This window comes from Streptomyces sp. NPDC037301 (assembly GCF_055602785.1).
Map to the genome: position 1 here is coordinate 674,635 of NZ_JBVJWD010000001.1, position 25,620 is coordinate 700,254.

22 protein-coding genes and 1 pseudogene are annotated in these 25,620 nt (G+C 69.7%); 15 read left to right on the plus strand and 8 right to left on the minus strand.

The window, feature by feature from the left end; all coding sequences use genetic code 11:
- Positions 1-94: 94 nt before the first annotated feature.
- The 5 genes from ACZ7IB_RS03165 to ACZ7IB_RS03185 all read right to left on the minus strand — a co-directional run bounded on the left by ACZ7IB_RS03165 (position 95) and on the right by ACZ7IB_RS03185 (position 6,337).
- Entirely contained in the window at positions 95-874 is a 780-nt protein-coding gene (locus tag ACZ7IB_RS03165; RefSeq protein WP_327275113.1) for a phosphatase, read from the minus strand.
- Positions 875-973: 99 nt separating this feature from the next.
- Positions 974-2,488, minus strand: coding sequence for a DUF6056 family protein (locus ACZ7IB_RS03170; RefSeq protein ID WP_470908692.1), 1,515 nt, complete (start codon positions 2,486-2,488; stop codon positions 974-976).
- Between the two features lie 64 nt (positions 2,489-2,552).
- Positions 2,553-4,028, minus strand: coding sequence for a glycosyltransferase (locus ACZ7IB_RS03175; protein ID WP_470908694.1), 1,476 nt, complete (start codon positions 4,026-4,028; stop codon positions 2,553-2,555).
- A 195-nt stretch (positions 4,029-4,223) separates the two neighbouring features.
- Positions 4,224-4,829: an SACE_7040 family transcriptional regulator gene (locus ACZ7IB_RS03180; protein ID WP_093900401.1), complete on the minus strand. Its 606-nt coding sequence runs from the start codon at positions 4,827-4,829 to the stop codon at positions 4,224-4,226.
- 281 nt (positions 4,830-5,110) lie between these two features.
- The gene (locus ACZ7IB_RS03185) at positions 5,111-6,337 is read right to left on the minus strand and encodes a DUF418 domain-containing protein (protein WP_470908695.1); all 1,227 of its coding nucleotides are present in this window, start codon (positions 6,335-6,337) and stop codon (positions 5,111-5,113) included.
- A 327-nt stretch (positions 6,338-6,664) separates the two neighbouring features.
- Here ACZ7IB_RS03185 and ACZ7IB_RS03190 point away from each other — a divergent pair, with 327 nt between their 5' ends.
- Genes ACZ7IB_RS03190 through ACZ7IB_RS03205 form a run of 4 tightly spaced genes read left to right on the plus strand, consistent with a single transcriptional unit; the run spans position 6,665 to position 12,519 of the window.
- Positions 6,665-8,287 (plus strand): carboxyl transferase domain-containing protein, encoded by a 1,623-nt coding sequence (locus tag ACZ7IB_RS03190; RefSeq protein WP_470908697.1) that lies wholly within the window; start codon positions 6,665-6,667, stop codon positions 8,285-8,287.
- Between the two features lie 13 nt (positions 8,288-8,300).
- Complete coding sequence (locus ACZ7IB_RS03195; RefSeq protein ID WP_470908767.1) at positions 8,301-10,388, plus strand: acetyl/propionyl/methylcrotonyl-CoA carboxylase subunit alpha; 2,088 nt, start codon at positions 8,301-8,303, stop codon at positions 10,386-10,388.
- Positions 10,385-11,323 (plus strand): hydroxymethylglutaryl-CoA lyase, encoded by a 939-nt coding sequence (locus ACZ7IB_RS03200; RefSeq protein WP_470908699.1) that lies wholly within the window; start codon positions 10,385-10,387, stop codon positions 11,321-11,323. Before ACZ7IB_RS03195 ends, ACZ7IB_RS03200 begins: the two co-directional genes overlap by 4 nt.
- Before the next feature lie 29 nt (positions 11,324-11,352).
- On the plus strand, positions 11,353-12,519 hold the full coding sequence (locus ACZ7IB_RS03205) for an acyl-CoA dehydrogenase family protein (protein WP_470908700.1): 1,167 nt from the start codon (positions 11,353-11,355) through the stop codon (positions 12,517-12,519).
- Between the two features lie 29 nt (positions 12,520-12,548).
- On the opposite strand, the gene ACZ7IB_RS03210 is transcribed toward ACZ7IB_RS03205, so the two are convergent.
- Together ACZ7IB_RS03210 and ACZ7IB_RS03215 are read right to left on the minus strand one after the other, a co-directional pair.
- The gene (locus ACZ7IB_RS03210; RefSeq protein WP_470908770.1) at positions 12,549-12,752 is read right to left on the minus strand and encodes a GNAT family N-acetyltransferase; all 204 of its coding nucleotides are present in this window, start codon (positions 12,750-12,752) and stop codon (positions 12,549-12,551) included.
- 67 nt (positions 12,753-12,819) lie between these two features.
- Positions 12,820-13,101: pseudogene (locus ACZ7IB_RS03215) on the minus strand (GNAT family N-acetyltransferase); the annotation flags it as partial.
- Positions 13,102-13,196: 95 nt separating this feature from the next.
- Here ACZ7IB_RS03215 and ACZ7IB_RS03220 point away from each other — a divergent pair.
- The 8 genes from ACZ7IB_RS03220 to ACZ7IB_RS03255 all read left to right on the plus strand — a co-directional run bounded on the left by ACZ7IB_RS03220 (position 13,197) and on the right by ACZ7IB_RS03255 (position 20,414).
- Positions 13,197-13,838 carry a GNAT family N-acetyltransferase gene (locus tag ACZ7IB_RS03220; protein WP_470908701.1) on the plus strand — a complete coding sequence of 214 codons (642 nt, stop codon included), beginning with the start codon at positions 13,197-13,199 and terminating at the stop codon, positions 13,836-13,838.
- Positions 13,835-14,017 carry a hypothetical protein gene (locus ACZ7IB_RS03225; RefSeq protein ID WP_470908703.1) on the plus strand — a complete coding sequence of 61 codons (183 nt, stop codon included), beginning with the start codon at positions 13,835-13,837 and terminating at the stop codon, positions 14,015-14,017. The genes ACZ7IB_RS03220 and ACZ7IB_RS03225 overlap by 4 nt, the downstream gene beginning before the upstream one ends.
- A complete protein-coding gene (locus ACZ7IB_RS03230) occupies positions 14,017-14,193 on the plus strand; it encodes a hypothetical protein (protein ID WP_470908705.1) in 177 nt (58 codons plus the stop codon). The genes ACZ7IB_RS03225 and ACZ7IB_RS03230 overlap by 1 nt, the downstream gene beginning before the upstream one ends.
- 108 nt (positions 14,194-14,301) lie before the next feature.
- A complete protein-coding gene (locus ACZ7IB_RS03235) occupies positions 14,302-15,153 on the plus strand; it encodes a siderophore-interacting protein (RefSeq protein WP_470908707.1) in 852 nt (283 codons plus the stop codon).
- 231 nt (positions 15,154-15,384) lie between these two features.
- Positions 15,385-16,833, plus strand: coding sequence for a pyridoxal phosphate-dependent decarboxylase family protein (locus tag ACZ7IB_RS03240; RefSeq protein ID WP_470908709.1), 1,449 nt, complete (start codon positions 15,385-15,387; stop codon positions 16,831-16,833).
- Positions 16,817-18,094: a lysine N(6)-hydroxylase/L-ornithine N(5)-oxygenase family protein gene (locus ACZ7IB_RS03245; protein WP_470908710.1), complete on the plus strand. Its 1,278-nt coding sequence runs from the start codon at positions 16,817-16,819 to the stop codon at positions 18,092-18,094. Before ACZ7IB_RS03240 ends, ACZ7IB_RS03245 begins: the two co-directional genes overlap by 17 nt.
- Positions 18,091-18,636 carry a GNAT family N-acetyltransferase gene (locus tag ACZ7IB_RS03250; RefSeq protein ID WP_470908712.1) on the plus strand — a complete coding sequence of 182 codons (546 nt, stop codon included), beginning with the start codon at positions 18,091-18,093 and terminating at the stop codon, positions 18,634-18,636. Before ACZ7IB_RS03245 ends, ACZ7IB_RS03250 begins: the two co-directional genes overlap by 4 nt.
- Positions 18,636-20,414: an IucA/IucC family protein gene (locus ACZ7IB_RS03255; RefSeq protein WP_470908714.1), complete on the plus strand. Its 1,779-nt coding sequence runs from the start codon at positions 18,636-18,638 to the stop codon at positions 20,412-20,414. The genes ACZ7IB_RS03250 and ACZ7IB_RS03255 overlap by 1 nt, the downstream gene beginning before the upstream one ends.
- Positions 20,415-20,500: 86 nt before the next feature.
- Here ACZ7IB_RS03255 and ACZ7IB_RS03260 read toward each other — a convergent pair whose 3' ends face one another.
- Entirely contained in the window at positions 20,501-22,135 is a 1,635-nt protein-coding gene (locus tag ACZ7IB_RS03260) for a beta-N-acetylhexosaminidase (RefSeq protein WP_470908716.1), read from the minus strand.
- Positions 22,136-22,269: 134 nt separating this feature from the next.
- Between ACZ7IB_RS03260 and ACZ7IB_RS03265 the strand changes: the two genes are divergently transcribed.
- The 3 genes from ACZ7IB_RS03265 (at position 22,270) to glmS (ending at position 25,466) form a co-directional block, all read left to right on the plus strand.
- The gene (locus ACZ7IB_RS03265) at positions 22,270-23,196 is read left to right on the plus strand and encodes a DUF4429 domain-containing protein (RefSeq protein ID WP_470908718.1); all 927 of its coding nucleotides are present in this window, start codon (positions 22,270-22,272) and stop codon (positions 23,194-23,196) included.
- A 121-nt stretch (positions 23,197-23,317) separates the two neighbouring features.
- A complete protein-coding gene (locus ACZ7IB_RS03270) occupies positions 23,318-23,593 on the plus strand; it encodes a hypothetical protein (RefSeq protein ID WP_398628867.1) in 276 nt (91 codons plus the stop codon).
- Positions 23,594-23,636: 43 nt separating this feature from the next.
- Entirely contained in the window at positions 23,637-25,466 is a 1,830-nt protein-coding gene (glmS, locus tag ACZ7IB_RS03275) for a glutamine--fructose-6-phosphate transaminase (isomerizing) (protein WP_470908719.1), read from the plus strand.
- The last annotated feature ends 154 nt before the right edge of the window (positions 25,467-25,620 follow it).

Here is a 25,620-nt window from a genome sequence, read left to right on the forward strand (position 1 = left end):
CAGCGCCGGGCAGCCGGTCCGCACCCGCCCGGCGGATGAGCACCGGGGGCCGGATCAATCGGCGCCAGATCGATCGGCCTCGGACGAGTCGGCCTCAGATCAGCCCCGCCGCGTCCAGCAGATAGTCCGTCAGCGGGTCGTAGAAACGCGGGTCCAGCACATGGTCGTCCAGCGGTACGGCCACCTGGAGCGTCCCCTCCGCCTCGCCGAGGAACAGTGCCGGGTCGTTGCAGTCCGCGTACCCCACCGCGTCCAGCCCCCGCTGCGCCGCGCACCCCGCCCACCCGTGGTCGGCGACCACCAGGTCCGGCAGCGGCCGGCCCTCCCGCTCCAGGCCGTCCAGGATCGCGGCCATCGGGGCGGGCGAGTGCGTGTGCCAGAGCGTCGCGCCGCGCTCCTGCACCGCGACGTCCGCGAACTGGAACACCATGCCCTCGTCGGCCACCAGCCCCGAGGGAATCCGTACGATCTCGCATCCGGCCGCCCGCAGCGCCTGAGCAGTCTGCCGGTGCACATCGAGAAGCCCGCCAGGATGCCCGGTCGCGAACAGCACCCGCTCCGCCCCCGCCGCCGCCTTCCGCAGCCGCGCCGCCATCCGCTCCAGGGCGTCGACCGTCAGCTCCGGGTCGATGGTGTCCTGCCCGAACCGGTGCTCCGGGTCGTCGCTGACCCCGCAGCGCTCGGCCATCACGGCCAGCACGTCCTGCTCGTCGCGCCACCGGTCCCCGAGCTCCAGGCCCAGCCAGTAGTGGCGGTCGCCGTTGGCGAGCTTGCGGTAGTGGGAGAGGTTGTTGTCGCGGGGTGTGGCGACGTCTCCGGCGATGCGCGTACGGACGAGGTGTTCGACGAGGGCGGCACGGCTGGGTATCGGCATGAACCCATTGTGCCGTCAGGTGTGCACAGTGTGTCGGGTGTCTTGCACGACGGACGGGCCGGCCGCTGGGCGAAACGCACGGACCGGCCCGCCGGCGCCTCAGGGAAGCCGGGTCGAGTACGTGATCTTCTTGAGATGGTAGTACTGGGCGACGCACTGCCCCGGCCACAGCTTCTTGCCGTGATTGCCGAACGGTTCCCCCATCCCGCTGACCGATACCGGTGTGTACGGGAGCACTTGGGCACCGCGCGCCGCCTGGGTCCTCAGTGAGCGGTCCTGGCGGTCCCAGCGCTGGGCGCGCACGTCCATCTGCTGCCCCAACTGGAGCAGCGGGACGGCGAGGCCGACACAGGCCAGGGCGCATACGACACCGGCGGCCGCCGCCGTCGCCGCACGGATCCCCCACCTGCGGGCGCGCAACGCCCGTCCCAGCAGGGCGCCGACACTGACCAGGAGCATCACGAACAGCAGGAGGAAATCGCCCCAGATACGCGGCGCGTACATCACGCTCGCCCCGAAGGCCGGGTAGGCGATGACGGTGCAGAGGTATCCGGAGACCAGGAAGGCGAGAGATCCGACGAGGACCGCGCGGAGGGGCCTGCGCCGCAGGGACCCGTCCGGCCCGCCCGTTCCCTGCTCGCCACCGCGTACCAGCAGGCCCAGCAGTACGCCGACGGCGACCGCTCCCAGGTACTGCCAGGTCGTGAAGATCACCCCCAGGATGTGCTCGAACGCCCGCAGTGCCGTGGTCAGTGACTCCGGGCCGAACGTGGAGGCGCTGTCGGCGCCGAACCGTTCACGCCGGGCGCGTGCGCCGGGCGACATGTACAGGATGGCCGATCCCACCGCGACCCCGGCGAAGGCGAACGCGCACCAGATGCGCGCATGGGTCCGGCCGGCCCCGGGAAGGGCCCAGAAGCTGATCAGCAGCGCGGCGGCGAGCGCGACGAACGCGACGACCGCCGTCTCCTCCGACAGCGTGCCGATGAAGGCTCCGGCCACGAATGCGATGCCCACCGCGAAGTCGCGTCCCCGGCGGGTCCGTGCGCGCAGCAGGGGAATCACGGCGGCGCAGGCCAGTACCGGTGCGACTGTGTGCGACACGGAGGAGGCGGGCCAGTAGAACGTCTTGTACGTGTTGGACGTCGCGAGAAAGAAGACCGCCGCCATCATCGCCGCCACCAGCAGCGCGAGCCCGCGCGGCCCGGTCAGTCCGGCCCTCTTGAGCGCCGAGGCGGTCAGCAGCCAGAGGATGCCCAGCATGACTACCCCGCTGACGAGAGCGAACCAGCGTTGGCCCGCGACGCCGAAGGACGCATACGCGACGACCAGCAGCGCGTTGGCCACGCGTCCGTTGTCGTGGAAGAAGAACTTCGCGATCATTCCGGAGGCGCCCTCGTCGCGCACGACCGGGAGGAAGCACCAGTCGTCCCCTCCCGGGCGGACCAGGCGGCCGATCCAGAAGGCCGCGCCGAGCAGGGCGAGCGGCAGCAGAGTGAGGGCCGCCGTCCAGATCGCCGCCCACCGCCGTGCGGGGCCCGGGCGGGCCTCCGGCTGGGGGGACTCCTCGCTCTCCGACTGTGTGCCGGCGGTTTTCGACGTGTCCGCGGTCATGTGCACTGGTGCCCTTCGTACGTTGCTCGCGTCTTGCGCGCCGAGTGGTTCAGGTGGTGTGGGGTCAAGGTGTGGTGTGTCCTGCACGGCTCTCGGCCAGGCCGGCGCGTTGCCGGGCCAGCGCGGCGCCCGAGTCGATGGCCCAGCGGGCAAGCAGGAACGAGAAGGGGGTGGCGAGGATTCCCGCGGCCACGGCGGCGATGTTCTTTTCCATGCCCAGCCTGCTCACGCCGAGGTAGAGCAGAGCACCGGTGAGCACGAGATTGACGACACTCGACAGCGGATACCGGACGAAGGCGCGCCAGGTCGGCTTCGTACGGCAGGTGATGTACGAGTTGAGCAGGAACGATCCCACGATGCTGACCGCATATCCGAGGACATGCGCGACCAGATAGGGGATCCAGGTGTTCAGCGAGGCGTACACCGCCAGATACACCGCCGTATTGACGATTCCGAGCATCGCGAAAATGACGAACTGGCGTACGGTGCGCGATCTGGCGGCACCGAGTGCGGTCGCCCCGGCGTGCCCCGCCATCGGTGTCTCGACCACGGGCGAAGCGGTATGGGCCCCGTCCGGCTTATCGGCTGGAATATCGACCGGGAGAACATTCGAGGATTCATTCGTTTCGCGCACCACGTAATGCGGACGGCGTTTCGACTCGCTGTAGATGCGTCCCACGTATTCACCGATGATGCCGAGCGTGGCGAGCTGGATGCCGCCGAGCGCCACGACGGCGGTCAGCAGTGTGGTGTAGCCGGGTACGGCGACACCGTGCAGAACGACGTCGGTGATGATCCACAGGGCGTATCCCAGCGCCGCCAGCGCGAGGGCGAGGCCGGCGTGGATCGCCAGGCGCAGTGGACGGCTGTTGAAGGAGATCAGTCCGTCGATCCCGTAGTTGAGCAGACGCCTGCTGCCCCACTTCGAACTCCCGGCCGCACGCTGGATGTTCCGGTAGGTGAAGCTGACGGTGTCGAAGCCGACCCAGGAGAAGATCCCCTTGGAGAACCGGTTGGTCTCGGGCAGCGCGAGTACGGCGTCCACGGCGGTGCGTGACAGCAGCCTGAAGTCGCCCTCGCCGTCGACGACCTCGACGTCCATGCACCGGCCCATGGCCCGGTAGTAGGCGACGCTGAGAAAGGTACGCAGGGCGCCTTCACCCGTCCGGTCCCGCCTCGCGACGACCTGGTCGTACCCGCGCTGCCGCAACTGCAGCATGCGGGGGAGAAGTTCGGGCGGATGCTGGAGGTCGGCGTCCATGAGCACGACGGCTTCGCCACGGGACATGCGCAGCCCCGCGAGCATGGCGGCCTCCTTGCCGAAATTGCGACTGAAGGAGGTGTAGCGGACCCGCCGGTCCGCGGTGGCGAGCGAGCCGATCCGGGCCCTGGTCCGGTCACTGCTGCCGTCGTCGACATAACAGATCTCGAAGGTCCGCCGAGTCGGTTCGAGGGCGGAGATCAATGCACGGTGAAATGCCTCGATCACCTCGTCCTCATTGAAGCAGGGGACAACGATCGAGACCTGACATTTTTTCATTTAATTTCCCATCAGGCGTGGGCGAGACAGCTCAAACCATATGCCTGTGGGTCACCGCGACACTCCGACCGGCGGAGCTCACTCGAAAAAGGGATGGGAATTTGAGGGACCGCTTCTTCCCTCTCGTATCAATTCATATGTTCAAAGGCCCGGCGGACATCGCACCGTCTCACCGACGGTGCCCATGCCCAAGCCCTACGCGCGGGCTGCCGCCTCGAACGCCCCGCGCGCCAGCCGGTGCAGCAGAGCCGCCGTGTCCGCGCGGTCCGGCTGCGCGTCCGGGCGGCCCAGATGCGGGGTCGAGTTCAGGAGTCCGAAGACGGCATGAACGGCGGCGCGGGCCTCGTGCTCGGGCAGGTCCGGATACAGCTCGCGGACCACCTGCACCCACACCTCGACGTACTGCCGCTGGAGCTGTCGCACCCGCTTGCGGTCGGCGTCCCGGAGCCGGTCCAGCTCGCGGTCGTGGAGGGTGATCAGAGGGCGGTCGTCGAGGGCGAAGTCGATATGGCCCTCGATCAGCGCGTCGAGCAGGGCGTGCGGGGAACCGTCCTCGCAGGCCGCGTCCTCCGACACGCGCAGCTGCCCGCCCGCCAGCAGGCGCTCACTGATACCGACCAGCAGCTCGGCGAGCATCGCGTCCTTGCCGGGGAAGTGTCGGTAGAGGCCGGGGCCGCTGATACCGACGGCGGCACCTATCTCGTCGACCCCGACACCGTGGAAGCCGCGCTCGGCAAAGAGGCGGGCAGCCTCCTTGAGGATCTGCTCGCGGCGGGTGGGGGCGTCCGTCCTGGTGGTCATGGATTCGATTCTAGACAGCCTTGTTAGCGAACGTTAACTTCGCCGCCGGGTGTCAACACTCATTGACCGGGTCGAGGGGTGACCGACCGTCTCGCCGCGCGGATGACGCGCACGCGCCGCGGACCGTGCGGAACATCGTGTACACCCCGCCGCGACCATCCGATCGGCATCGTCGCCGGCATCGTCGCCCCTTGCGTCGGACGTGCAACCACCAGGGACGCGGAGTGTTCAGCCGGCGTCCATCGCACTCCACGCTCACAACGCCCTGTGCGATGCCCCGTTCAGCGGCCTCCCGCCGCCTTCGTGGGCCGCGCCCACAGCGTCACCGCGCGCAGCAGCCACTCCACGGGCCCGAGCCGGTGGCGCCGCATCAGCCACCCACTGAGCGCGAGCTGGCAGGCGTAGAGCACGAGCGCCCCGCCGACCGCCGCCGCCGCGCCCGTGCGTCCGTACAGCCCCAGGCCGTACCCGGAGAAGACGAGGGCCATGACGAGGGACTGGGTCAGGTAGTTGGTCAGCGCCATCCGCCCGGCGGGCGCGAGGACCCGGGCCGTCGCGGCGCCGCTCGGCGTGGTGAACCACAGCAGCAGCCCCGTGGCGTACGCGGCCGAGAGCGCCGGGGCCGCGGCCAGACCGACTGCCAGGCCGAACAGTTCCCAGCGCTCCGGCAGCGGCCCCGCCATCCCGGCCGCGGAGAAGACCGCCCCAGGGACCCCGATGGCGAGACCTGTCAGAAAGATGCGGCGCAGCCGCGCCCGGTCGGCGAGCGCGGCTGCGCCGAGCCACTGCCGCCGGCCGGCCACGAACCCCACGAGGAAGGCGGCGACGACATAACCGCCCATCAGCGGAAGGGCTGCCACGATGTCGGGCAGTGCCCTGATGTTGGCGCCGACGACCTCGGTGAAGCCGCCCCTGTAGGCGGCGGTCAGCTCGGCCTTCACTGCGGCGGATTCGCTCAGGTCACCGGGATCGAACAGCGCGGCGCCCAGACCGACCAGCAGCAGGAACCCGCCGGCGGCGCCGTACACCCAGAGTGCCGCCCGCCAGGCCTTCGCGGGCCCGGCGTTCCGGGCGGCCAACAGGACCAGTCCGCACAGGGCGTACATCATGAGGATGTCGCCGGTGTAGAGCAGCACCGCGTGCGCGAGCCCGAGCACGGACAGTCCGGCCAGCCGCCGTGACATCCGGGGCACGAAGCGTGCCCCGGCACGGGCGGCCGAGTCCATCTGAAGGGTGAAGCTGTAGCCGAAGAGGAAGGAGAAGAGCAGGTAGAACTTCGACTGCGCGAGGAGAACGACCAGCCATTCCACGGCCCCGTCCGCCGCGTGCACATGCGCGAGCCCGCCCCTGGCACCCGGGGGCCCGGCCGTCGTCAGGACGTTCACGACCAGGATTCCGGCGAGCGCGAACCCGCGCAGGGCGTCCACTTCGAGAATGCGCGGCCTCTCCGTCACTCCCCTGGCCGTTCCCCGGCCCGCCCCTCGCACCGACTGCGACTGCTGCGTCATCTGCTGGTTCCCCCCACCCGATCGGCCGTCGGCCGTTACACGCCCCCGGCCATGACGACCGGAGCCCCCACACACGCCAGGCAACTCGCTCGGTCACGGCCCTCGTCGGACCGCGACCGGTGCCGCTCCGGGTCGGGGAGCGACGCGGGTCATTATCCCGGGCCCACCGCGCGCCCTGCGCTCTGCGGGGCGTACGTGACCGATACCTGCCGGAACCACTGCTAGCACCGGCAGAGCGGCCTGGACAAGGCTGTTAGCGGTCGTTAACCTGAAGTCGGACGTTAACGTTCATTAACCACTGCGGTACGGGCAAGGGGGCTCGACACGATGCAGCAGGCACCGGTGCTGGCGAGCGCGGCCGATCCCGCCTCCGAGGCCTGGCAGGCCAACGAGGCGGCGCATCACGCGCTCGCCGACGAGCTGCGCAAGCGGCTCGCCACGGCCAGGCTCGGCGGGGGTGAGAAGGCCCGCGCCCGGCATGTGGCGCGCGGCAAGCTGCTGCCCCGGGACCGGGTGGACACATTGCTGGACCCCGGGTCGCCCTTCCTGGAGCTGGCGCCGCTGGCAGCCGAGGGGCTGTACGGGGGCGCCGCCCCGGCGGCCGGGGTGATCGCCGGGATCGGCCGGGTCAGCGGCCGGGAGTGCGTGATCGTCGCCAATGACGCGACCGTCAAGGGCGGCACGTACTACCCGATGACCGTGAAGAAGCACCTCCGCGCCCAGGAAGTGGCGCTGGAGAACCGGCTCCCCTGCCTGTATCTCGTCGACTCGGGCGGGGCGTTCCTGCCGATGCAGGACGAGGTCTTCCCGGACCGGGAGCACTTCGGGCGGATCTTCTTCAATCAGGCCCGGATGTCGGGGGCCGGGATTCCGCAGATCGCTGCGGTGCTGGGCTCGTGCACGGCGGGCGGGGCGTACGTCCCCGCGATGAGCGACGAGGCCGTGATCGTCCGCAATCAGGGCACGATCTTCCTGGGCGGTCCGCCGCTGGTGAAGGCCGCCACCGGCGAGGTCGTGACGGCCGAGGAGCTGGGCGGCGGCGAGGTGCACTCCCGTACGTCGGGGGTGACCGACTATCTCGCCGAGGACGACGCGCACGCACTGCGGATCGTGCGGAACATCGTCGCCACACTGCCGGAGCGCGGCGCGCTTCCGTGGTCGGTGCAGCCGGTCGAGGAGCCGAAGGTCGATCCCGCCGGGCTGTACGGGGCCGTCCCGGTCGATTCCCGGACGCCGTACGACGTACGGGAGGTGATCGCCCGGGTGGTGGACGCCTCCCGGTTCGCCGAGTTCAAGGCGGAGTACGGGACGACGCTGATCACCGGCTTCGCCCGTATCCACGGCCACCCGGTCGGGATCGTCGCCAACAACGGCATCCTGTTCTCCGAGTCCGCCCAGAAGGGCGCCCACTTCATCGAGCTGTGCGACCAGCGCGGTATCCCGCTGGTCTTTCTGCAGAACATCTCGGGCTTCATGGTGGGGCGGGACTACGAGGCCGGCGGCATCGCGAAGCACGGCGCGAAGATGGTCACGGCCGTCGCCTGCACCCGTGTGCCGAAGCTGACCGTCGTGGTCGGCGGGTCGTACGGGGCGGGCAACTACTCGATGTGCGGGCGGGCCTACTCACCGCGCTTCCTGTGGATGTGGCCCAACGCGAAGATCTCCGTCATGGGCGGTGAGCAGGCCGCATCCGTCCTCGCGACGGTCAAGCGCGATCAGCTGGGCGACGACTGGAGCGCGGCGGACGAGGAGGCCTTCAAGGCCCCGATCCGCGAGCAGTACGAGACCCAGGGCAATGCGTACTACGCCACGGCCCGGCTCTGGGACGACGGCGTGATCGACCCGATGGAGACCCGGCAGGTGCTGGGGCTCGCTCTGACCGCTTGCGCCAACGCTCCACTTTCCCAAAGGGACCCCGCAGCACCCGGCTTCGGCGTCTTCCGGATGTGAGGAACAGATGACGATGTTCGACACCGTTCTTGTCGCCAACCGCGGCGAGATCGCGGTACGTGTCATCCGCACGCTGCGCGAGCTCGGCGTCCGCTCGGTAGCCGTCTTCAGCGACGCGGACGCGGAGGCCCGGCATGTACGGGAGGCCGACACGGCGGTACGGATCGGGCCCGCGCCCGCCTCGATGAGCTATCTGAGCGTGCCCGCGCTGCTGGACGCGGCCCGCCGCACCGGCGCGCAGGCCGTCCACCCCGGGTACGGATTCCTCGCCGAGAACGCGGGCTTCGCGCGGGCGTGCGCGGAGGCGGGGCTGGCCTTCATCGGTCCGCCCGCCCAGGCCATCTCGCTGATGGGCGACAAGATCCGGGCCAAGGAGACGGTCGCGGCGGCCGGGGTCCCGGTGGTGCCGGGCTCGTCCGGGAGCGGGCTCACCGATGCCCAGCTGGACACCGCAGCCCGCGAGATCGGTACGCCCGTACTGCTGAAGCCCTCGGCGGGCGGCGGCGGCAAGGGCATGCGGCTGGTACGCGACGAGGCCCTGCTCGCGGACGAGATCGCGGCCGCCCGGCGCGAGGCACGGGCCTCGTTCGGCGACGACACGCTGCTCGTGGAGCGGTGGATCGACCGGCCCCGGCACATCGAGATCCAGGTGCTGGCGGACGCCCACGGCAACGTGGTCCACCTCGGTGAGCGCGAGTGCTCGCTCCAGCGCCGCCACCAGAAGATCATCGAGGAGGCGCCGTCCGTCCTGCTCGACGAGGAGACCCGGGCGGCGATGGGCGAGGCGGCCGTCCAGGCGGCCCGCAGTTGCGGATATGTGGGCGCGGGCACGGTGGAGTTCATCGTCCCGGGCAACGACCCCGCCTCGTACTACTTCATGGAGATGAACACCCGCCTCCAGGTCGAACACCCGGTCACCGAGCTGATCACCGGCCTGGACCTGGTGGAGTGGCAGCTGAGGGTCGCGGCGGGCGAGCAACTCCCTTACGAGCAGCAGGACATAAAGCTCACCGGCCATGCGATCGAGGCCCGGATCTGTGCGGAGGACCCGTTCCGCGGCTTCCTGCCGTCCGGTGGCACGGTGCTCGCGCTGCACGAGCCGCAGGGCAACGGCGTACGGACGGACTCCGGGCTCGGCACGGGTGGCGAGGTCGGCAGCCTGTACGACCCGATGCTGTCGAAGGTCATCGCGTACGGCCCCGACCGCGCCGCCGCCCTGCGCCGGCTGCGTGCGGCGCTCGCGGACACGGTGATCCTCGGCGTCCCGACGAACGCGGGCTTCCTGCGCCGGCTGCTCGCCCACCCGGCGGTGGTGGCGGGTGATCTGGACACCGGTCTGGTCGAGCGCGAGGTGGCCGGGCTGGTGCCGGAGGGGGTGCCGGAGGAGGTGTACGCGGCGGCGGCGCTGCTGCGGCAGCCCTCCCCGGTGAGCACCTCCCCCGTGGACGGCTCGGGCTGGGTGGACCCGTTCTCCGTGGCGAGCGGCTGGCGGCTGGGCGGCACCCCGGCCCGGACGGTGCGCCACTTCCGGCTGCCGGGCCACGACCCGGTACAGGTGTCACTGCGCTCCTGCCCGGCGGGCACCGAGCTGACGTTCGGCCATGTCGGGGAGGGCGCACAGCCGCCGGAGCCCGCGACGGGCGCCTGCGGCCCGCTGGCCCCGATGCCCGGCGGCAAGGAGACGGCCGGGCTGATCGAGCTGTCCCCGCATCACCTCACGCTCGAACTCGCCGGTGTCACCCACACGTTCACCCATGCCGCGTCCCCCGAGGGGACCTGGCTGGGCCGCGACGGCGACACCTGGCACGTACAGGATCACGATCCCGTGGAGGCGTCGCTGGCCGGCGCCGCCCGCACCGGGGCGGACACGCTCGCCGCGCCCATGCCCGGGACCGTCACCGTCGTGAAGGTGGAGGTCGGGGACGAGGTCGTGGCCGGTCAGAGCCTGCTCGTCGTCGAGGCGATGAAGATGGAGCACGTCATCTCCGCCCCGCACGCCGGGATCGTGACCGAGCTGGATGTCGCCGCCGGCGCCACGGTCGCCATGGACCAGATCCTGGCCGTGGTGACCCCCACCGAAGTCCCCGGGGAGGACGCATGACACCCCGCACCCTGCCCATGACCGTGCCCGCCCAGGATCTGCCCCCGCGGGTACGCATCCACGAGGTCGGCGCCCGCGACGGGCTGCAGAACGAGAAGGCCGTCGTACCGACCGAGGTGAAGGCGGAGTTCATCCACCGTCTGGCCGCGTCGGGCCTGACCAGCATCGAGGCGACCAGCTTCGTGCACCCGAAGTGGGTGCCCCAACTGGCCGACGCGGAAGACCTGTTCCCCCGCCTCGACGACATCGAGGGCGTCGCCCTGCCGGTACTCGTACCGAACGAACGCGGCCTGGACCGGGCCCTGGCGCTCGGCGCCCGCCGCATCGCCGTGTTCGGCTCGGCGACCGAGACGTTCGCCGCCCGCAATCTCAACCGCACCGTCGACGAGTCGCTCGCCATGTTCGAGCCGGTCGTCGCCCGGGCCAAGGCCGACAAGGTGCATGTCCGTGGCTATTTGTCGATGTGCTTCGGCGACCCGTGGGAGGGGCCCGTCCCCGTCCACCAGGTCGTCCGCGTGGCCAAGGCACTGATGGACCTCGGCTGCGACGAACTCTCCCTCGGCGACACCATCGGCGTCGCCACGCCCGGCCATGTGCAGGACCTGCTCTCCGAGCTGAACGAGGAGGGCGTGCACACCGACACCATCGGCGTGCACTTCCACGACACATACGGCCAGGCCCTCTCCAACACCCTCGCCGCGCTCCAGCACGGTGTCACCACCGTGGACGCCTCCGCGGGCGGCCTCGGCGGCTGCCCGTACGCGAAGAGCGCGACCGGAAATCTCGCCACCGAAGACCTCGTGTGGATGCTCGACGGCCTCGGCATCGAAACCGGGGTCGACCTCGACGCGCTCACCGCCACCAGCGTGTGGCTCGCCGAACAACTGGGCCGACCCAGCCCGTCCCGTACCGTCCGCGCGCTCTCGGTTCAATAAACACAGTCCCACAAGGAGTGACATCCACCATGTCCCTGGACCACCGGCTGACCGCCGAGCACGAGGAACTGCGTCGCACCGTCGAGGAGTTCGCGCACGATGTGGTCGCCCCGAAGATCGGCGACTTCTACGAGCGTCATGAGTTCCCGTACGAGATCGTGCGCGAGATGGGACGGATGGGCCTGTTCGGGCTGCCGTTCCCGGAGGAGTACGGCGGGATGGGCGGCGACTATCTCGCGCTCGGGATCGCCCTGGAGGAGCTGGCCCGGGTCGACTCGTCCGTGGCGATCACGCTGGAGGCCGGGGTCTCGCTCGGCGCGATGCCGGTCTACCACTTCGGTACGCAGGAGCAGAAGCAGCAGTGGCTGCCGAAGCTCTGCTCGGGCGAGGCGCTCGGCGCGTTCGGCCTGACCGAGCCGGACGCCGGTTCGGACGCGGGCGGCACCCGCACGACGGCGGTGCGCGACGAGGCGACGGGCGAGTGGGTGATCAACGGCTCCAAGTGCTTCATCACCAACTCCGGTACGGACATCACGGAACTGGTCACGGTCACGGCGGTGACCGGCCACAAGGAGAACGGCGCCCCGCTCATCTCCTCGATCATCGTGCCGTCCGGCACCCCCGGCTTCACGGTCGCCGCCCCGTACTCCAAGGTCGGCTGGAACGCCTCGGACACACGCGAACTGTCCTTCGCCGACGTCCGCGTGCCCCTGGAGAACCTGCTGGGGCAGGAGGGCCGCGGCTACGCCCAGTTCCTGCGCATCCTGGACGAGGGCCGGATCGCCATCGCCGCGCTGTCCACGGGCCTGGCACAGGGCTGTGTGGACGAGTCGGTGAAGTACGCCAAGGAGCGCCAGGCCTTCGGCCGGCCGATCGGCGCCAACCAGGCCATCCAGTTCAAGATCGCGGACATGGAGATGCGGGCCCACATGGCCCGCATCGGCTGGCGCGACGCGGCGTCGCGCCTGGTGGCGGGCGAACCCTTCAAGAAGGAGGCCGCGATCGCGAAGCTGTACTCGTCGACGGTCGCGGTGGACAACGCCCGCGAGGCGACCCAGATCCACGGCGGCTACGGCTTCATGAACGAGTACCCGGTGGCCAGGATGTGGCGCGACTCCAAGATCCTGGAGATCGGCGAAGGCACGAGCGAGGTGCAGCGGATACTGATCGCGAGGGAGCTGGGGCTGCCGGCCTGACGGTCACCGGGCATGGGCCGGGTGGGCGATCAACTCGTCGCGCCCGGCCACTCCTCGCGAAGCAATCCGAACAGCACGGTGTCGTACCGCTTGCCCGCCACCAGCACGGTGGCCCGGCGTCGGCCCTCCTCGCGGAAGCCCGCCTCGGTGAAGGCGCGGACGGCCCGTTCGTCGCCGCTCCAGGTGTCCAGCTCGATCCGGTGCAGCCCGAAGACCCCGAACAGGTGCCCCACCAGCCAGCCGCAGTGTGTCGGAGCCGTGGCCGCGGCCCCAGCGGTTCCGGGCGCCGATGGTGACGCCCACGGTGGCCAGCCCGGCGAACGGGTCCAGGTCCCGGTAGTCCACCATGCCGATCACTGCGCCGTCGGCGAGGTCCTCGACCGTGAAGACGGCGGACTCCCTCGGGTTCAGCCGCAGCATCGTCTCGAAGCCGAGCTCGACGGCCTCCGCCGTGACCGGGCCGAAGCACGGGTTGTCGCCGGTGGCCCAGTGCACCACCTCCGGATCGTTACGCCACCGGAGGTGATGCTCCGCGTCCTTGGCGCGCAGTGCGCGAAGCCGTACCAACTCGCCGTCGATCACGTGCAGATCATAGGTCCAGGGTGGTCGGCGGTGATCTCGGAGCCGGTCGCGCAATTCGTTCGACAGCGCGCGGGCCCGAGCGGCAGAGTCCGTATATGAAGCCGCAGCACTGGCCCCTGTACGGGCTCCGCCTCCGCACGCCGCGCCTGGAACTCCGTCTTCCGGACCTGGAGTTGCTGGACGATCTCGCGTCGGTCGCTGCGGACGGGGTGCACCCGCCGGCCGATATGCCGTTCACGGTCCCCTGGACCGACGCGCCGCCCGCCGAGTGCGGCAAGGCCGTGTTCCAGCATGTGCTGGCCACCGTCGCCAACTGGTCCGTACGGGACTGGGCACTGAGCCTCGTCGTGCTGCACGAGGGCAAGGTGGTCGGGCGGCAGGACGTGACGGCGAAAGACTTCGCCGTGACCCGTGAGGTCAGCACCGGGTCGTGGCTGGGGCTTGCCCACCAGGGGCAGGGCATCGGCACCGAGATGCGGGCCGCCGCCCTGCACCTCGCCTTCGCCGGACTCGGGGCCCGGACCGCGGTCTCGGCCGCCATGACCGACAACCCGCGCTCGCTGGGTGTCTCGCGCCGGCTCGGATATCTGCCGGACGGACTGGAGATCGCCGCCGTACGGGGCGCGCCCGTCACCCTTCAGCGGCTGCGGCTGGACCGTGCCCGCTGGGATGAGTACCGGGCCGTCGAGGTGACGGTCGAGGGGCTCGACGGCTGCCGGGAGGAGTTCGGGGCATGACGCTGACGGTGCATACGTTCATCTACGACGAGGGCTGCCGGTCGCATCTCCTCGACGACCCCGAGGACGGCAGCGACACGGCCGGGTTCGAGAACTGCCGGACCGGGCTGTGGGGGTCGGAGCACGCACAGGCGCTCGGGGCCCGGTTCTTCCCGGAGCTGGCCACCGGCGATCTGTAGTGGAGCCGGAGAATAGCGGGGACTTCCTCACCGAGTGCGAGCTGTTCCGCCGTCATACGGCAGCGCTCGCCGCCCGCAGCGAATACCGGGCGGACTACGTGACGGCCCGGCTGGCCAACATCACCGCCGCGGCCCTGCGGGCCCGGGCCGTGGGCGGCGGGGGCCTCGTCTGGTGAGCGGCCCGGGGCACCCTCGAATGCCCAATGAGGTTAGGCTAACCTTCCTTCGAACATACCGGCGGCCGGTTCCCGGCTTCGCTTCCGGTTCCTGGGAGGACCCCCCGTATGACGACGTCCGTCGCACCCCCCATCACCCCCTTCCGGTTCTTCGGCCTGACCGTCCTGCGGACCCGGCGACTCGGACCCTCCATGCTCCGGGTCACCTTCGGCGGCCCGGGACTCGACGGCTTCGCCGCCGGAGGACGCGACCAGAGCCTGTCGCTGTTCCTGCCGCACCCCGGCCAGCCGGAACCAGTCGTTCCGGTCGATGAAGACGGCAATTGGTTCACCGCCTGGCGCACCCTTCCGGACAACGTACGGGCCGTCATGCGCTCGTACACCGTGCGCACCCAGCGCCGCACACCCGACGGGGCGACCGAGATCGACATCGACTTCGCGCTGCACGAGGACGGCGGCCCTGCGTGCCGCTGGGCCGCCGCCGCCTCCCCCGGCGATCCGCTCAAGGCACTGGGCCCGGCCGTCGAGGACAACACCGCCGTCCGCTTCCGCCCTCCGCAGGACACCGACTGGGTACTGATCTGGGCCGACGAGACCGCACTGCCCGCCGCATCCGCCGCCCTGGAGTGGCTGCCTGCCGGCATGAAGGCCCGGGCCTGGCTGGAGGTCCAGCACACCGAGGACCGCCAGGCCCTCAACACCGCGGCCAAGGCCCGGATCACCTGGCTCGTACGGGACGAAGGCGCACCCGCCGGCCTGGAGGCCGTTCGGGCGGCCGAGTTGCCCGAGGGGACGCCGTACGTCTGGATCGCGGGCGAGTCGTCACAGGTGCGGGCACTGCGCCGCCATCTCGTGCAGGAGCGCCGATTCGACCGCAGGCGCGTGACGTTCGTCGGGTACTGGCGTCGCGGGATGAGCGAGGAGCAGTTGCGCGAGGCGGCGGCCACCGCGGACGCTTAGCCGGAAGGCGGCAGGGTGCGGACCGCACGTCGCACACCCCGCACACCCCGCCCGTAGGCCGGAAGCAGCCACCCCGTACGCGTAAATCGGACAACCTCTGCGTCCCCCGGAGGCGAGGAACAACTCAATGTAAAGTTAGGTTAGGCTCACCTAACTTAGACATCGAGCCCTCGCCCCCTCCTTCTGCCCTGAGGGCCGATGAAGTTTCCCCGCATCCGGGAGGACCCCTTCATGCGTTCGCACCTGCTCAACGACACGACCGCGGAGCACTACCGGCGCTCCGTGACCGCAGGAGTCGAACGGGTCGCAGCCAAACTCGCCGCCACCGACCGGCCGTTCACCGGAATCTCCGTCGACGAGCTCACTCCCGTCGTTGACGCGATCGATCTGGACCGGCCGCTGGGCGATGCGTCCGCCGCCCTCGACGAGCTCGACAGCGTCTATCTCCGTGACGCCGTCTACTTCCACCACCCCCGCTACCTGGGCCACCTCAACTGCCCGGTCGTCATCCCCGCCGTCCTCGGCGAAGCCGTGCTCTCGGCCGTCAACTCCTCCCTGGACACCTGGGACCAGAGCGCCGGCGGCACCCTGATCGAGCGCCGCCTGATCGACTGGACCGCGGCCCGGATCGGCCTCGGACCGGCCGCGGACGGCATCTTCACCAGCGGCGGTACGCAGTCCAATCTGCAGGCCCTGCTGCTCGCCCGGGAAGAGGCCAAGACGTCGCCTCACCACTCCACCCGGCTACGCATCTTCACCTCCGAATGCAGCCACTTCAGTGTCCAGAAGTCGGCGAAACTCCTCGGTCTGGGACCGGACTCGGTCATCGCCGTCCCCGTCGACCACAACAAGCGCATGCAGACCGTGGCGCTGGCCCGCGCCCTGGAGCAGTGTGTCGCCGAAGGCGCCGTACCGATGGCCGTCGTCGCCACCGCGGGCACCACCGACTTCGGTTCCATCGACCCGTTGCCCGAAATCGCCGCGCTCTGCCAGCAGTTCTCCACCTGGCTGCATGTCGACGCCGCGTACGGCTGCGGTCTGCTGGCCTCCCGTGAGCGCCGCCACCTCCTCGACGGCATCGAGCACGCCGACTCGGTCACCGTGGATTACCACAAGTCCTTCTTCCAACCGGTGAGTTCCTCGGCCGTGCTGGTCCGGGACCGGGCGACGCTGCGCCACGCCACGTACCACGCCGAGTACCTCAACCCGCAGCGAATGGCCGCCGAGCGCATCCCCAACCAGGTGGACAAGTCGCTGCAGACCACCCGCAGATTCGACGCCCTGAAACTGTGGATGACGCTGCGTGTCATGGGCGCCGACGGCATCGGCGAGCTCTTCGACGAGGTCTGCGACCTGGCCGCCGAGGGCTGGCGGCTGCTCGCCGCCGACCCGCGGTTCGACGTCGTCGTCGAGCCCCGGCTGTCCACGCTGGTGTTCCGCTACATCCCGTCCGGCGTCACCGCGCCCAGCGAGATCGACCGGGCCAATCTCCATGCCCGCAAGGCGCTCTTCGCCTCCGGCGAGGCCGTCGTCGCCGGTACGAAGGTCGGCGGCCGTCAATACCTGAAGTTCACCCTGCTCAACCCCGAAACGACCGCGCAGGACATCGCCGCGGTACTCGACCTGATCTCCGGCCACGCCGAGCAGTACCTGGGAGACTCCCTTGACCGCGCTTCCTGAACCCCATGACTTCATCGGTATCGGGCTCGGCCCGTTCAATCTCGGGCTCGCCTGTCTGACCGAGCCGATCGACGAACTGAACGGCGTGTTCCTGGAGTCCAAGCCGGACTTCGAATGGCACTCCGGGATGTTCCTCGAAGGGGCCCATCTCCAGACGCCGTTCATGTCGGACCTGGTCACGATGGCCGACCCGACCTCTCCGTACTCCTTCCTGAACTATCTGAAGGAACGCGGGCGGCTGTACTCCTTCTACATCCGGGAGAACTTCTACCCGCTGCGGACCGAGTACAACGACTACTGCCGCTGGGCCGCCGCAAAACTGAGCAGCATCCGCTTCGACACCACCGCCGAGTCGGTCACGTACGACGAGGGAACCGCGCTCTACACCGTCCACACCGCCACCGGCGGTGCCTTCCGGGCCCCGCGGCTCGTGCTCGGCACCGGCACTCCCCCGTACGTACCGGATGCCTGCCAGGGCCTGGGCGGCGACTATCTGCACAACTCCCGTTACCTGGAAGGGAAAACGGCTCTCCAGGCAAAGGCGTCCATCACCCTCGTCGGCAGTGGGCAGAGCGCGGCCGAGATCTATTACGACCTGCTCTCCGAGATCGATGTGCACGGCTACCGGCTGAACTGGGTGACGCGCTCGCCGCGTTTCTTCCCGCTGGAGTACACCAAGCTGACGCTGGAGATGACCTCCCCGGAGTACATCGACTACTTCCACGCGCTGCCCGAGGAGACCCGCTACCGGCTGGAGTCCGGGCAGAAGGGCCTCTTCAAGGGCATCGACGGAGAGCTGATCGACGCGATCTTCGATCTGCTCTACCAGAAGAACCTGCCCGGTCCCGTCCCGACCCGGCTCCTCACCAACTCCTCGCTGGACAGCGCGAGCTACGAGGAGAGCAGCGGTACGTACACGCTTTCCCTGCACCAGGAGGAGCAGGGCAAGGACTACACCCTCACCACCGAGGGCCTGATCCTCGCCACCGGCTACCACTACCGCCCACCCGCGTTCCTCGAGGACATCCACGACCGGCTGCGCCGGGACGGCCACGGCCGCTTCGACGTGGCCCGCAACTACTCCATCGACACCACCGGGCACGGCGTCTTCCTGCAGAACGCGGGCACGCACACCCACTCGATCACCTCACCCGACCTGGGCATGGGCGCCTACCGCAACGCGTACATCATCGGCGAACTGCTCGGCCGTGAGTACTACCCGGTCGAGAAGTCCATCGCCTTCCAGGAGTTCGCCGTATGACCCACGCCCTCAGCACCTTCACCACCCGCCCGCTGAACCCCCTCGCCGACGCCGAACTGGTGCACGGCTGGGTCACCCACCCCAAGGCCTCCTTCTGGCTGATGGGCGACGCGAAACTCCAGGACGTCGAGCGGGAGTACATGGCGATCGCCGCCCACCCGCACCACGACGCCTTCATCGGGCTGTACGACGGGGAGCCCGCCTTCCTGATGGAGCGGTACGACCCCACCGAGGTCGAGCTCAAGGGGCTGTACGACGCCGAGCCCGGCGACATCGGGATGCACTTCCTGGTCGCCCCGACCGACACCCCGCTGCACGGCTTCACGCTCGGTGTGATCACCGCCGTGATGCAGGCGATGTTCGCCGACCCGTCCGTACGCCGGGTCGTCGTCGAACCCGATGTACGCAACAGCGCGGTGCACGCCCTCAACAAGGCGGTCGGCTTCGAAGTGCTGGGCGAGGTGGCCAAGCCGGAGAAGAACGCCCTGCTCAGCGCCTGCACACGGGAACAGTTCGCCGCGGCGACCGGGGGTGGCGTCTGATGTCCCCCGTCATCGACAGCGTCGCCCATCTCACCCCTGAGCGCTGGGCCACCGCCAACCGGCTGCTGATCCGCAAGGCGCTCGCCGAGTTCAGCCACGAGCGGCTGCTGACCCCCGCACCGCTCGGCGACGACCGCTACTCGGTGCGCAGCGACGACGCGGCGACCGAGTACCGCTTCACCGCGCGGATCTACGCCCTCGACCACTGGCAGGTCGAGGCCGGCTCGATCACCCGCCACCGACACGGCTCCGAACTGACGCTGGACGCAGCCGAGTTCTTCGTCGAGCTGCGCTCCACGCTCGGCCTCTCCGCGGAGATCCTCCCGGTCTACCTGGAGGAGATCTCCTCCACCCTGGCCGGCACCGCGTACAAGCTGACCAAGCCGCCCGTCACCTCCGCCGAGCTGGTCCGTGCCGGCTTCCAGGCGATCGAGACCGGCATGACCGAGGGCCACCCCTGCTTCGTCGCCAACAACGGGCGGCTCGGCTTCGGTGTGGACGAGTACCGGGCGTACGCCCCCGAGGCGGCAGCCGGGATCCGTCTGGTCTGGCTCGCCGCCCGCCGCGACCGCGCCACCTTCACCGCGGGCACCGGCCTCGACTACGGGACGCTGATCGCGGGCGAGCTGGGCGAGGAGACCCTGACCCGGTTCGCGGCCACGATGACCGGCCTCGGGCTCGACCTCGACGACTACCTGCTGATCCCGGTCCACCCCTGGCAGTGGTGGAACAAGCTGGCCGTCACCTTCGCCGGAGAACTCGCTCAGCATCATCTGGTCTGCCTCGGAGAGGGCGACGACAGCTACCTCGCCCAGCAGTCGATCCGCACGTTCTTCAACGCCGGCAACCCGGACAAGCACTACGTCAAAACGGCGCTGTCCGTCCTCAACATGGGCTTCATGCGCGGACTCTCCGCCGCGTACATGGAGGCCACCCCCGCGATCAACGACTGGCTGGCCGAGCTGATCGAGCGCGACGAGCTGCTGCGTGAGGCCCGCTTCTCGATCATCCGGGAGCGGGCGGCCATCGGCTATCACCACCGGACGTACGAGGCGGCCACTGCCAAGGGCTCCCCCTACCTGAAAATGCTCGCCGCGCTGTGGCGGGAGAGCCCGGTCCCCGGGCTGGCCCCCGGCGAGCGGGTCGCGACCATGGCCTCGCTGCTCCACACCGACCACGAGGGCAACTCCGTCGCCGGTGCGCTGATCGCCGAGTCGGGGCTGGACCCCGCGGTGTGGCTGCGCCACTACCTGGACGCGTACCTGGTGCCGGTGCTGCACAGCTTCTACGCGTACGACCTGGTGTTCATGCCGCACGGCGAGAACGTCATCCTGGTCGTCGAGGGCGGGGTCGTACGGCGCACGGTGTTCAAGGACATCGCCGAGGAGATCGCGGTCATGGACCCCGACGCGGTGCTGCCGCCGAAGGTCGAGCGGATCCGCGCCGAGGTTCCCGAGGACATGAAACTGCTCTCGGTCCTCACCGATGTCTTCGACTGCTTTCTGCGCTTCCTGGGCGCGGGGCTGGCGAGCGAGGGCATGCTCGCCGAGGAGACGTTCTGGCGGACGGTCGCCCAGTGCGTCACCGGCTACCAGGAGTCGGTGCCGTATCTCGCCGGGAAGTTCAAGCAGTACGACATGTTCGCGGAGGAGTTCGCGCTGTCCTGCCTGAACCGGCTGCAGCTGCGGAACAACAAGCAGATGGTCGACCTGACCGATCCGTCGGGGGCGCTGCAGCTGATCGGCACGCTGAAGAACCCGATCGCCGGACAGGCGTGAAACCGGGCCCGTCCGGCACTTGAGGACATCTACCGAGCCCGTCCGGCGATCGAGAACACAGCGGTCGCCGGACGGCCCCGGTCACCTCACCGGTCGGCCCAGGGAACCTGCGGCGCCCGGTAGTAGTCGACGCCGAGAGCCGAGAGCCTCGGCCCCTGCGCACCCAGCCGCACCTTGTACGCGTCCCAGTCGTGCGTGGACGCGGGCGACCATCCCAGCTCCGCCACCCCGGGCAGCCTGGGGAACGCCATCTGTTCGATCTCGTCGCTGTTGGTCAGGGTCTCCGACCAGAGCGGCGCCTCGACGCCGAGGATCGAACTCTCCGGGGCACCGTCCAGGTACGTCGCCGGGTTCCAGTCGTACGAGCGCTGGACGGAGACGTAACCGGCCCAGGCCAGACCCAGCTTGGTGTCCTTGTCGTACTTCATGTCGAGGTAGCTCCGGTCGGCCGGGGACAGCACCAGCTTCGTGCCGTTCACGGCGGCGTCCGCCACCTGCTTGCGCTCGGCCGCGCCCGTCCGGTCGTAACCCCAGTACTGGGCGACCGCGCCCTTCACCGGTGTGCCCCCGGTCAGCTGGTGCCAGCCGATCACGGTCTTGCCGTACTTGCCGACGATGGCCTGCGCCTTGTCCATGAAGGCCACATAGTCCTCGTGGCTGGTGGAGTGTGCCTCGTCGCCGCCGATGTGGAGGTACTTGCCGGGGGTGAGCGCGGCCAGCTCACGGACCACGTCGTCCACGAAGTCGTACGTGACGGCCTTCGGGACGCAGAGCGAGCTGAAGCCGACATTGGTGCCGGTGTAGAGCGGCGGCGCGACGCCGTTGCAGTTCAGCTCCGCGTACGAGGCGAGGGCCGCGTTGGTGTGACCGGGCAGGTCGATCTCCGGCACGACCTCCAGATAGCGGGAGGAGGCGTACCGCACGATCTCCTTGTAGTCGCCCTTCGTGTAGTAGCCGCCGACTCCCCCGCCCACCTCCGTCTGCCCGCCGTACGTGGCGAGCCGCGGCCAGGAGTCGATGGCGATCCGCCAGCCCTGGTCGTCGGAGAGATGCAGATGGAGCTTGTTCATCTTGTAGAGGGCGAGCTGGTCGATGTAGCGCTTGACCTCGGCGACGGAGAAGAAGTGCCGGGAGACGTCCAGCATCGCGCTCCGGTACGCATAGCGCGGCGCGTCCTTGACCATGCCTCCCGCGACCTTCCACGGGCCCTTCTGACGGCTGTTCTTCTCCACGTCGGCCGGGAGCAGCTGACGCAGCGTCTGGACGCCGTGGAAGAGCCCTGCCGGGCCGCGCGCCGTGATCGTGACGGAGCCGCGGGTCGACTTCAGGGTGTAGCCCTCGGCACCCGACGCGCTGTCGTGGGAGTCGATCCGGAGCCGGATACCGTCGCCGCCGCGACCGGTGACCGGCAGGGCGTAACCGGTGGACGGACGCAGCACGCCCGCCAGATAGTCGCCGATCTTCCGGGCCTCGCGGGAGCCGTCCTCGACGCGGATCCTGGTGTCCGTGGTGATGGTGTACGGAGAGCCGCCGGGCTTCGCCTCGGCGGGGGCGGGCACTATCTGCCCGAGCGGACGGGGCGCGGCGGCAGTGGCCGGGCCGCTGCCGGCCGCCTGTCCTCCCGGCGCAGCGCCGACACTGGAGATGCCGGCCGCTGTGACGAGCAGCAGCGAGCCGAGAAGACGGGGAAGGGCGGTGCGCTGTGTCCTGTGCAGTCTCACAAGCCGGGTCCCTTTCGACGGGTTCACACCTGTGGATCTCCTGAGCAACGAACCATCACCATGCGTATCGCCTGTCCCACGCACGGTCAAGGTGTAGACCACTTCCCCGTTATGGGGCTGAGAGAATCTGCCCCATGACAGAAATAATCCAGCGCGACGGCACGTGGACCTTCGACGGCGAGACGGTACGGATCGTGCCCGGCCGGGGGAAGGGTATTCATCCGCTCCGGCAGGAGCTGGGTGAGTGCGTGGTCCCGCTCCGGGCACTGGCGGGCATCGCCTTCGAACCGGACCGCAAGGGCGGCCGGCTTCGGCTGAGGCTGCGCGACGGCGCCTGTCCGGTCCTGCGCGCTGCGGACGGCAGGCTCAAGGACGCCGCGGATCCGTACCAGCTGACGGTGGAAAAGGACCGGAGTGGAGCAGCGGAGTACTTCGTCGGCGAGGTGCGCAGCGCCCTGCTGATCGAGCAGGTGCCCGCCGGGCCGGTGGACGGCTTTCTGTTGCCGGGGCCCGCGGTGCCGGTCGCCGGGGGCGGCGGGGACGGCACGGCCTCGTTCGACGGAGAGGTCATCCGCCTCACCTGGAACTGGAAGGCCAAGGAGGTCAAGAGCTCGGGTGGCCCGGTCGCCTTCCCGGTGTCGGAGGTGACCGGGGTGCACTGGTTGCCCGCCATCGGTCTGGAGAACGGGCATCTGCGCTTCGTACGGGGCAGGGGCGGGGACATGGGCACGGCTCCGGCTCCGGCGGCCGAGTTCGATCCGTACTCGCTGGATCTGTGGGGGCTGTCCAAGAAGGAGTACACGGCGGTACTGGTCGCGGCGGCGGTACTGGTCCGGCTGCCGGGTGCGGCGGGGGCGGAGACAGTGGACGCCGCCGAAGGCGCTCGGCCCGCACAGATCCCGGCCCCGGCCGCACCAGCGGCACCCGTCCCCGCGCCGCCCGCCGACGATCACGATGCGCTGCTGCGCCGGCTGCGCGAGCTCGGCGAGCTGCATCGGGCCGGGATTCTCACCGACGACGAGTTCACCGCCGCCAAACAGGCCGTCCTGAAGCGTCTCTGAGCGCGTCCCCATGCCCTCCCTGACCACCTCCAGGCCCGCCCGAGAGCACAATCACACCCACTCCTGCCCGATATCGGGCAGAATTGTTGCGTACGCGCTCCATCCACCGCAATATCAACGAGTGCTCGAACGCCGCCCGTCGCATGACGACCTCATTGATCACCTGGTGCGCAGCACCGCGCTCCAGCGCGGTGAAGCCGCCCGGGTGGTTCTTGACGTGCTGGCGTACTTCGACGAGACGACCGACGACTTCGTCCGCCGCCGTCACCGCGAACTGCAGTCCGGCGGCCTGGTGAACACGGAGATCTTCGAGCGGATCGCGGCCGAGCTGCCGCACCGGGCGGTCGCGCCGCCGGAGCTCTCGCTCCGCCAGCTGCGCCGCATCGTCTACGGCTGAGCAACGGGCACCACAGATACGTCGATGGAGGGGCAGAAACTTTATGTGCGGAATCGTCGGATATATCGGGAAGCGTGATGTGGCTCCGCTGCTGCTGGAAGGGCTGCAGCGGCTGGAGTACCGGGGTTACGACTCCGCGGGCATCGTCATCACCGGCAAGGCGTCGGCCGGGAAGCCCGCCGCCCTGAAGATGGTCAAGGCGAAGGGCCGGGTCCGCGAGCTCGAGGCCCGTGTTCCCAAGCGTTTCACCGGCACCACCGGTATAGCCCACACCCGCTGGGCCACCCACGGTGCCCCGAGCGACGAGAACGCGCACCCCCACCTGGACGCCGACAACAAGGTCGCCGTCGTCCACAACGGCATCATCGACAACGCCTCCGAGCTCCGTGCGAAGCTCGTCGCCGACGGCATCGTCTTCCTCTCCGAGACCGACACCGAGGTGCTGGTCCACCTGATCGCCCGCGCCCAGGCGGAGACTCTGGAGGAGAAGGTCCGCGAGGCGCTGCGGTCGGTCGAGGGCACGTACGGCATCGCCGTCATGCACGCCGACTTCAACGACCGCATCGTGGTCGCCCGCAACGGCTCCCCGGTCGTGCTCGGCATCGGCGAGAAGGAGATGTTCGTCGCCTCCGACGTCGCCGCGCTGGTCGCCCACACCCGCCAGGTCGTCACCCTCGACGACGGTGAGATGGCCACCCTCAAGGCCGACGACTTCCGTACGTACACGACGGAGGGCTCGTCCACGACGGCCACGCCGACCACCGTGGAGTGGGAGGCCGAGTCGTACGACATGGGCGGCCACGACACGTACATGCACAAGGAGATCTCCGAGCAGGCGGACGCCGTCGACCGGGTGCTCCGCGGCCGGATCGACGACCGTTTCTCCACCGTGCACCTCGGCGGTCTCAACCTGGACGCCCGCGAGGCGCGCGGGGTCCGCCGGATCAAGATCCTGGGCTGCGGCACCTCGTACCACGCGGGCCAGATCGGTGCGCAGCTGATCGAGGAGCTGGCCCGTATCCCCGCGGACGCCGAGCCCGCCTCCGAGTTCCGCTACCGCAACCCGGTCGTCGACCCCGACACCCTGTACGTGGCCGTCTCCCAGTCCGGTGAGACCTACGACGTGCTGGCCGCCGTCCAGGAGCTCAAGCGCAAGGGCGCCCGGGTGCTCGGTGTGGTCAACGTGGTGGGTTCGGCAATCGCCCGGGAAGCCGACGGCGGTACGTACGTCCACGCCGGTCCCGAGGTCTGCGTCGTCTCCACCAAGTGCTTCACCAACACCGTGGTCGCGTTCGCGCTGCTCGCCCTGCACCTGGGCCGCATCCGCGACCTGTCGGTCGCCGACGGCAAGCGGATCATCGAGGGACTGCGCAGGCTGCCCGCGCAGATCACCGAGATCCTCGAGAACGAGGACGAGATCAAGAAGCTGGCCGCGGAGTACGCGGACGCCAAGTCGATGATGTTCATCGGCCGGGTGCGCGGCTACCCCGTCGCCCGTGAGGCCTCGCTGAAGCTCAAGGAGGTCTCGTACATCCACGCGGAGGCGTACCCCGCCTCCGAGCTGAAGCACGGGCCGCTGGCGCTGATCGAGCCCTCGATGCCGACGGTCGCGATCGTGCCGGACGACGATCTGCTGGAGAAGAACCGCGCCGCGATGGAGGAGATCAAGGCCCGCAGCGGCCGCATCCTCGCCGTCGCGCACCAGGTGCAGGAGAAGGCCGACCACACCATCGTCGTACCGAAGAACGAGAACGAGCTGGACCCGATCCTGATGGGCATCCCGCTCCAGCTCTTCGCGTACCACACGGCGCTGGCCATGGGCCGTGACATCGACAAGCCGCGCAACCTGGCGAAGTCCGTCACCGTCGAGTAGCCATCCCCGCACGGGCTGCGCCCGGAGCAGAGGGGGGCCCGGCCCCCCCCCCCCCCCCGTGCAGGGGCAATCCCCCCGGGGCCGGTTGTCCTTTCCCCTTCCTCCCCCGCCCCGTCTATGTCTCCGCCGGTGGGCCTCCCCCCCCCGACGGAAG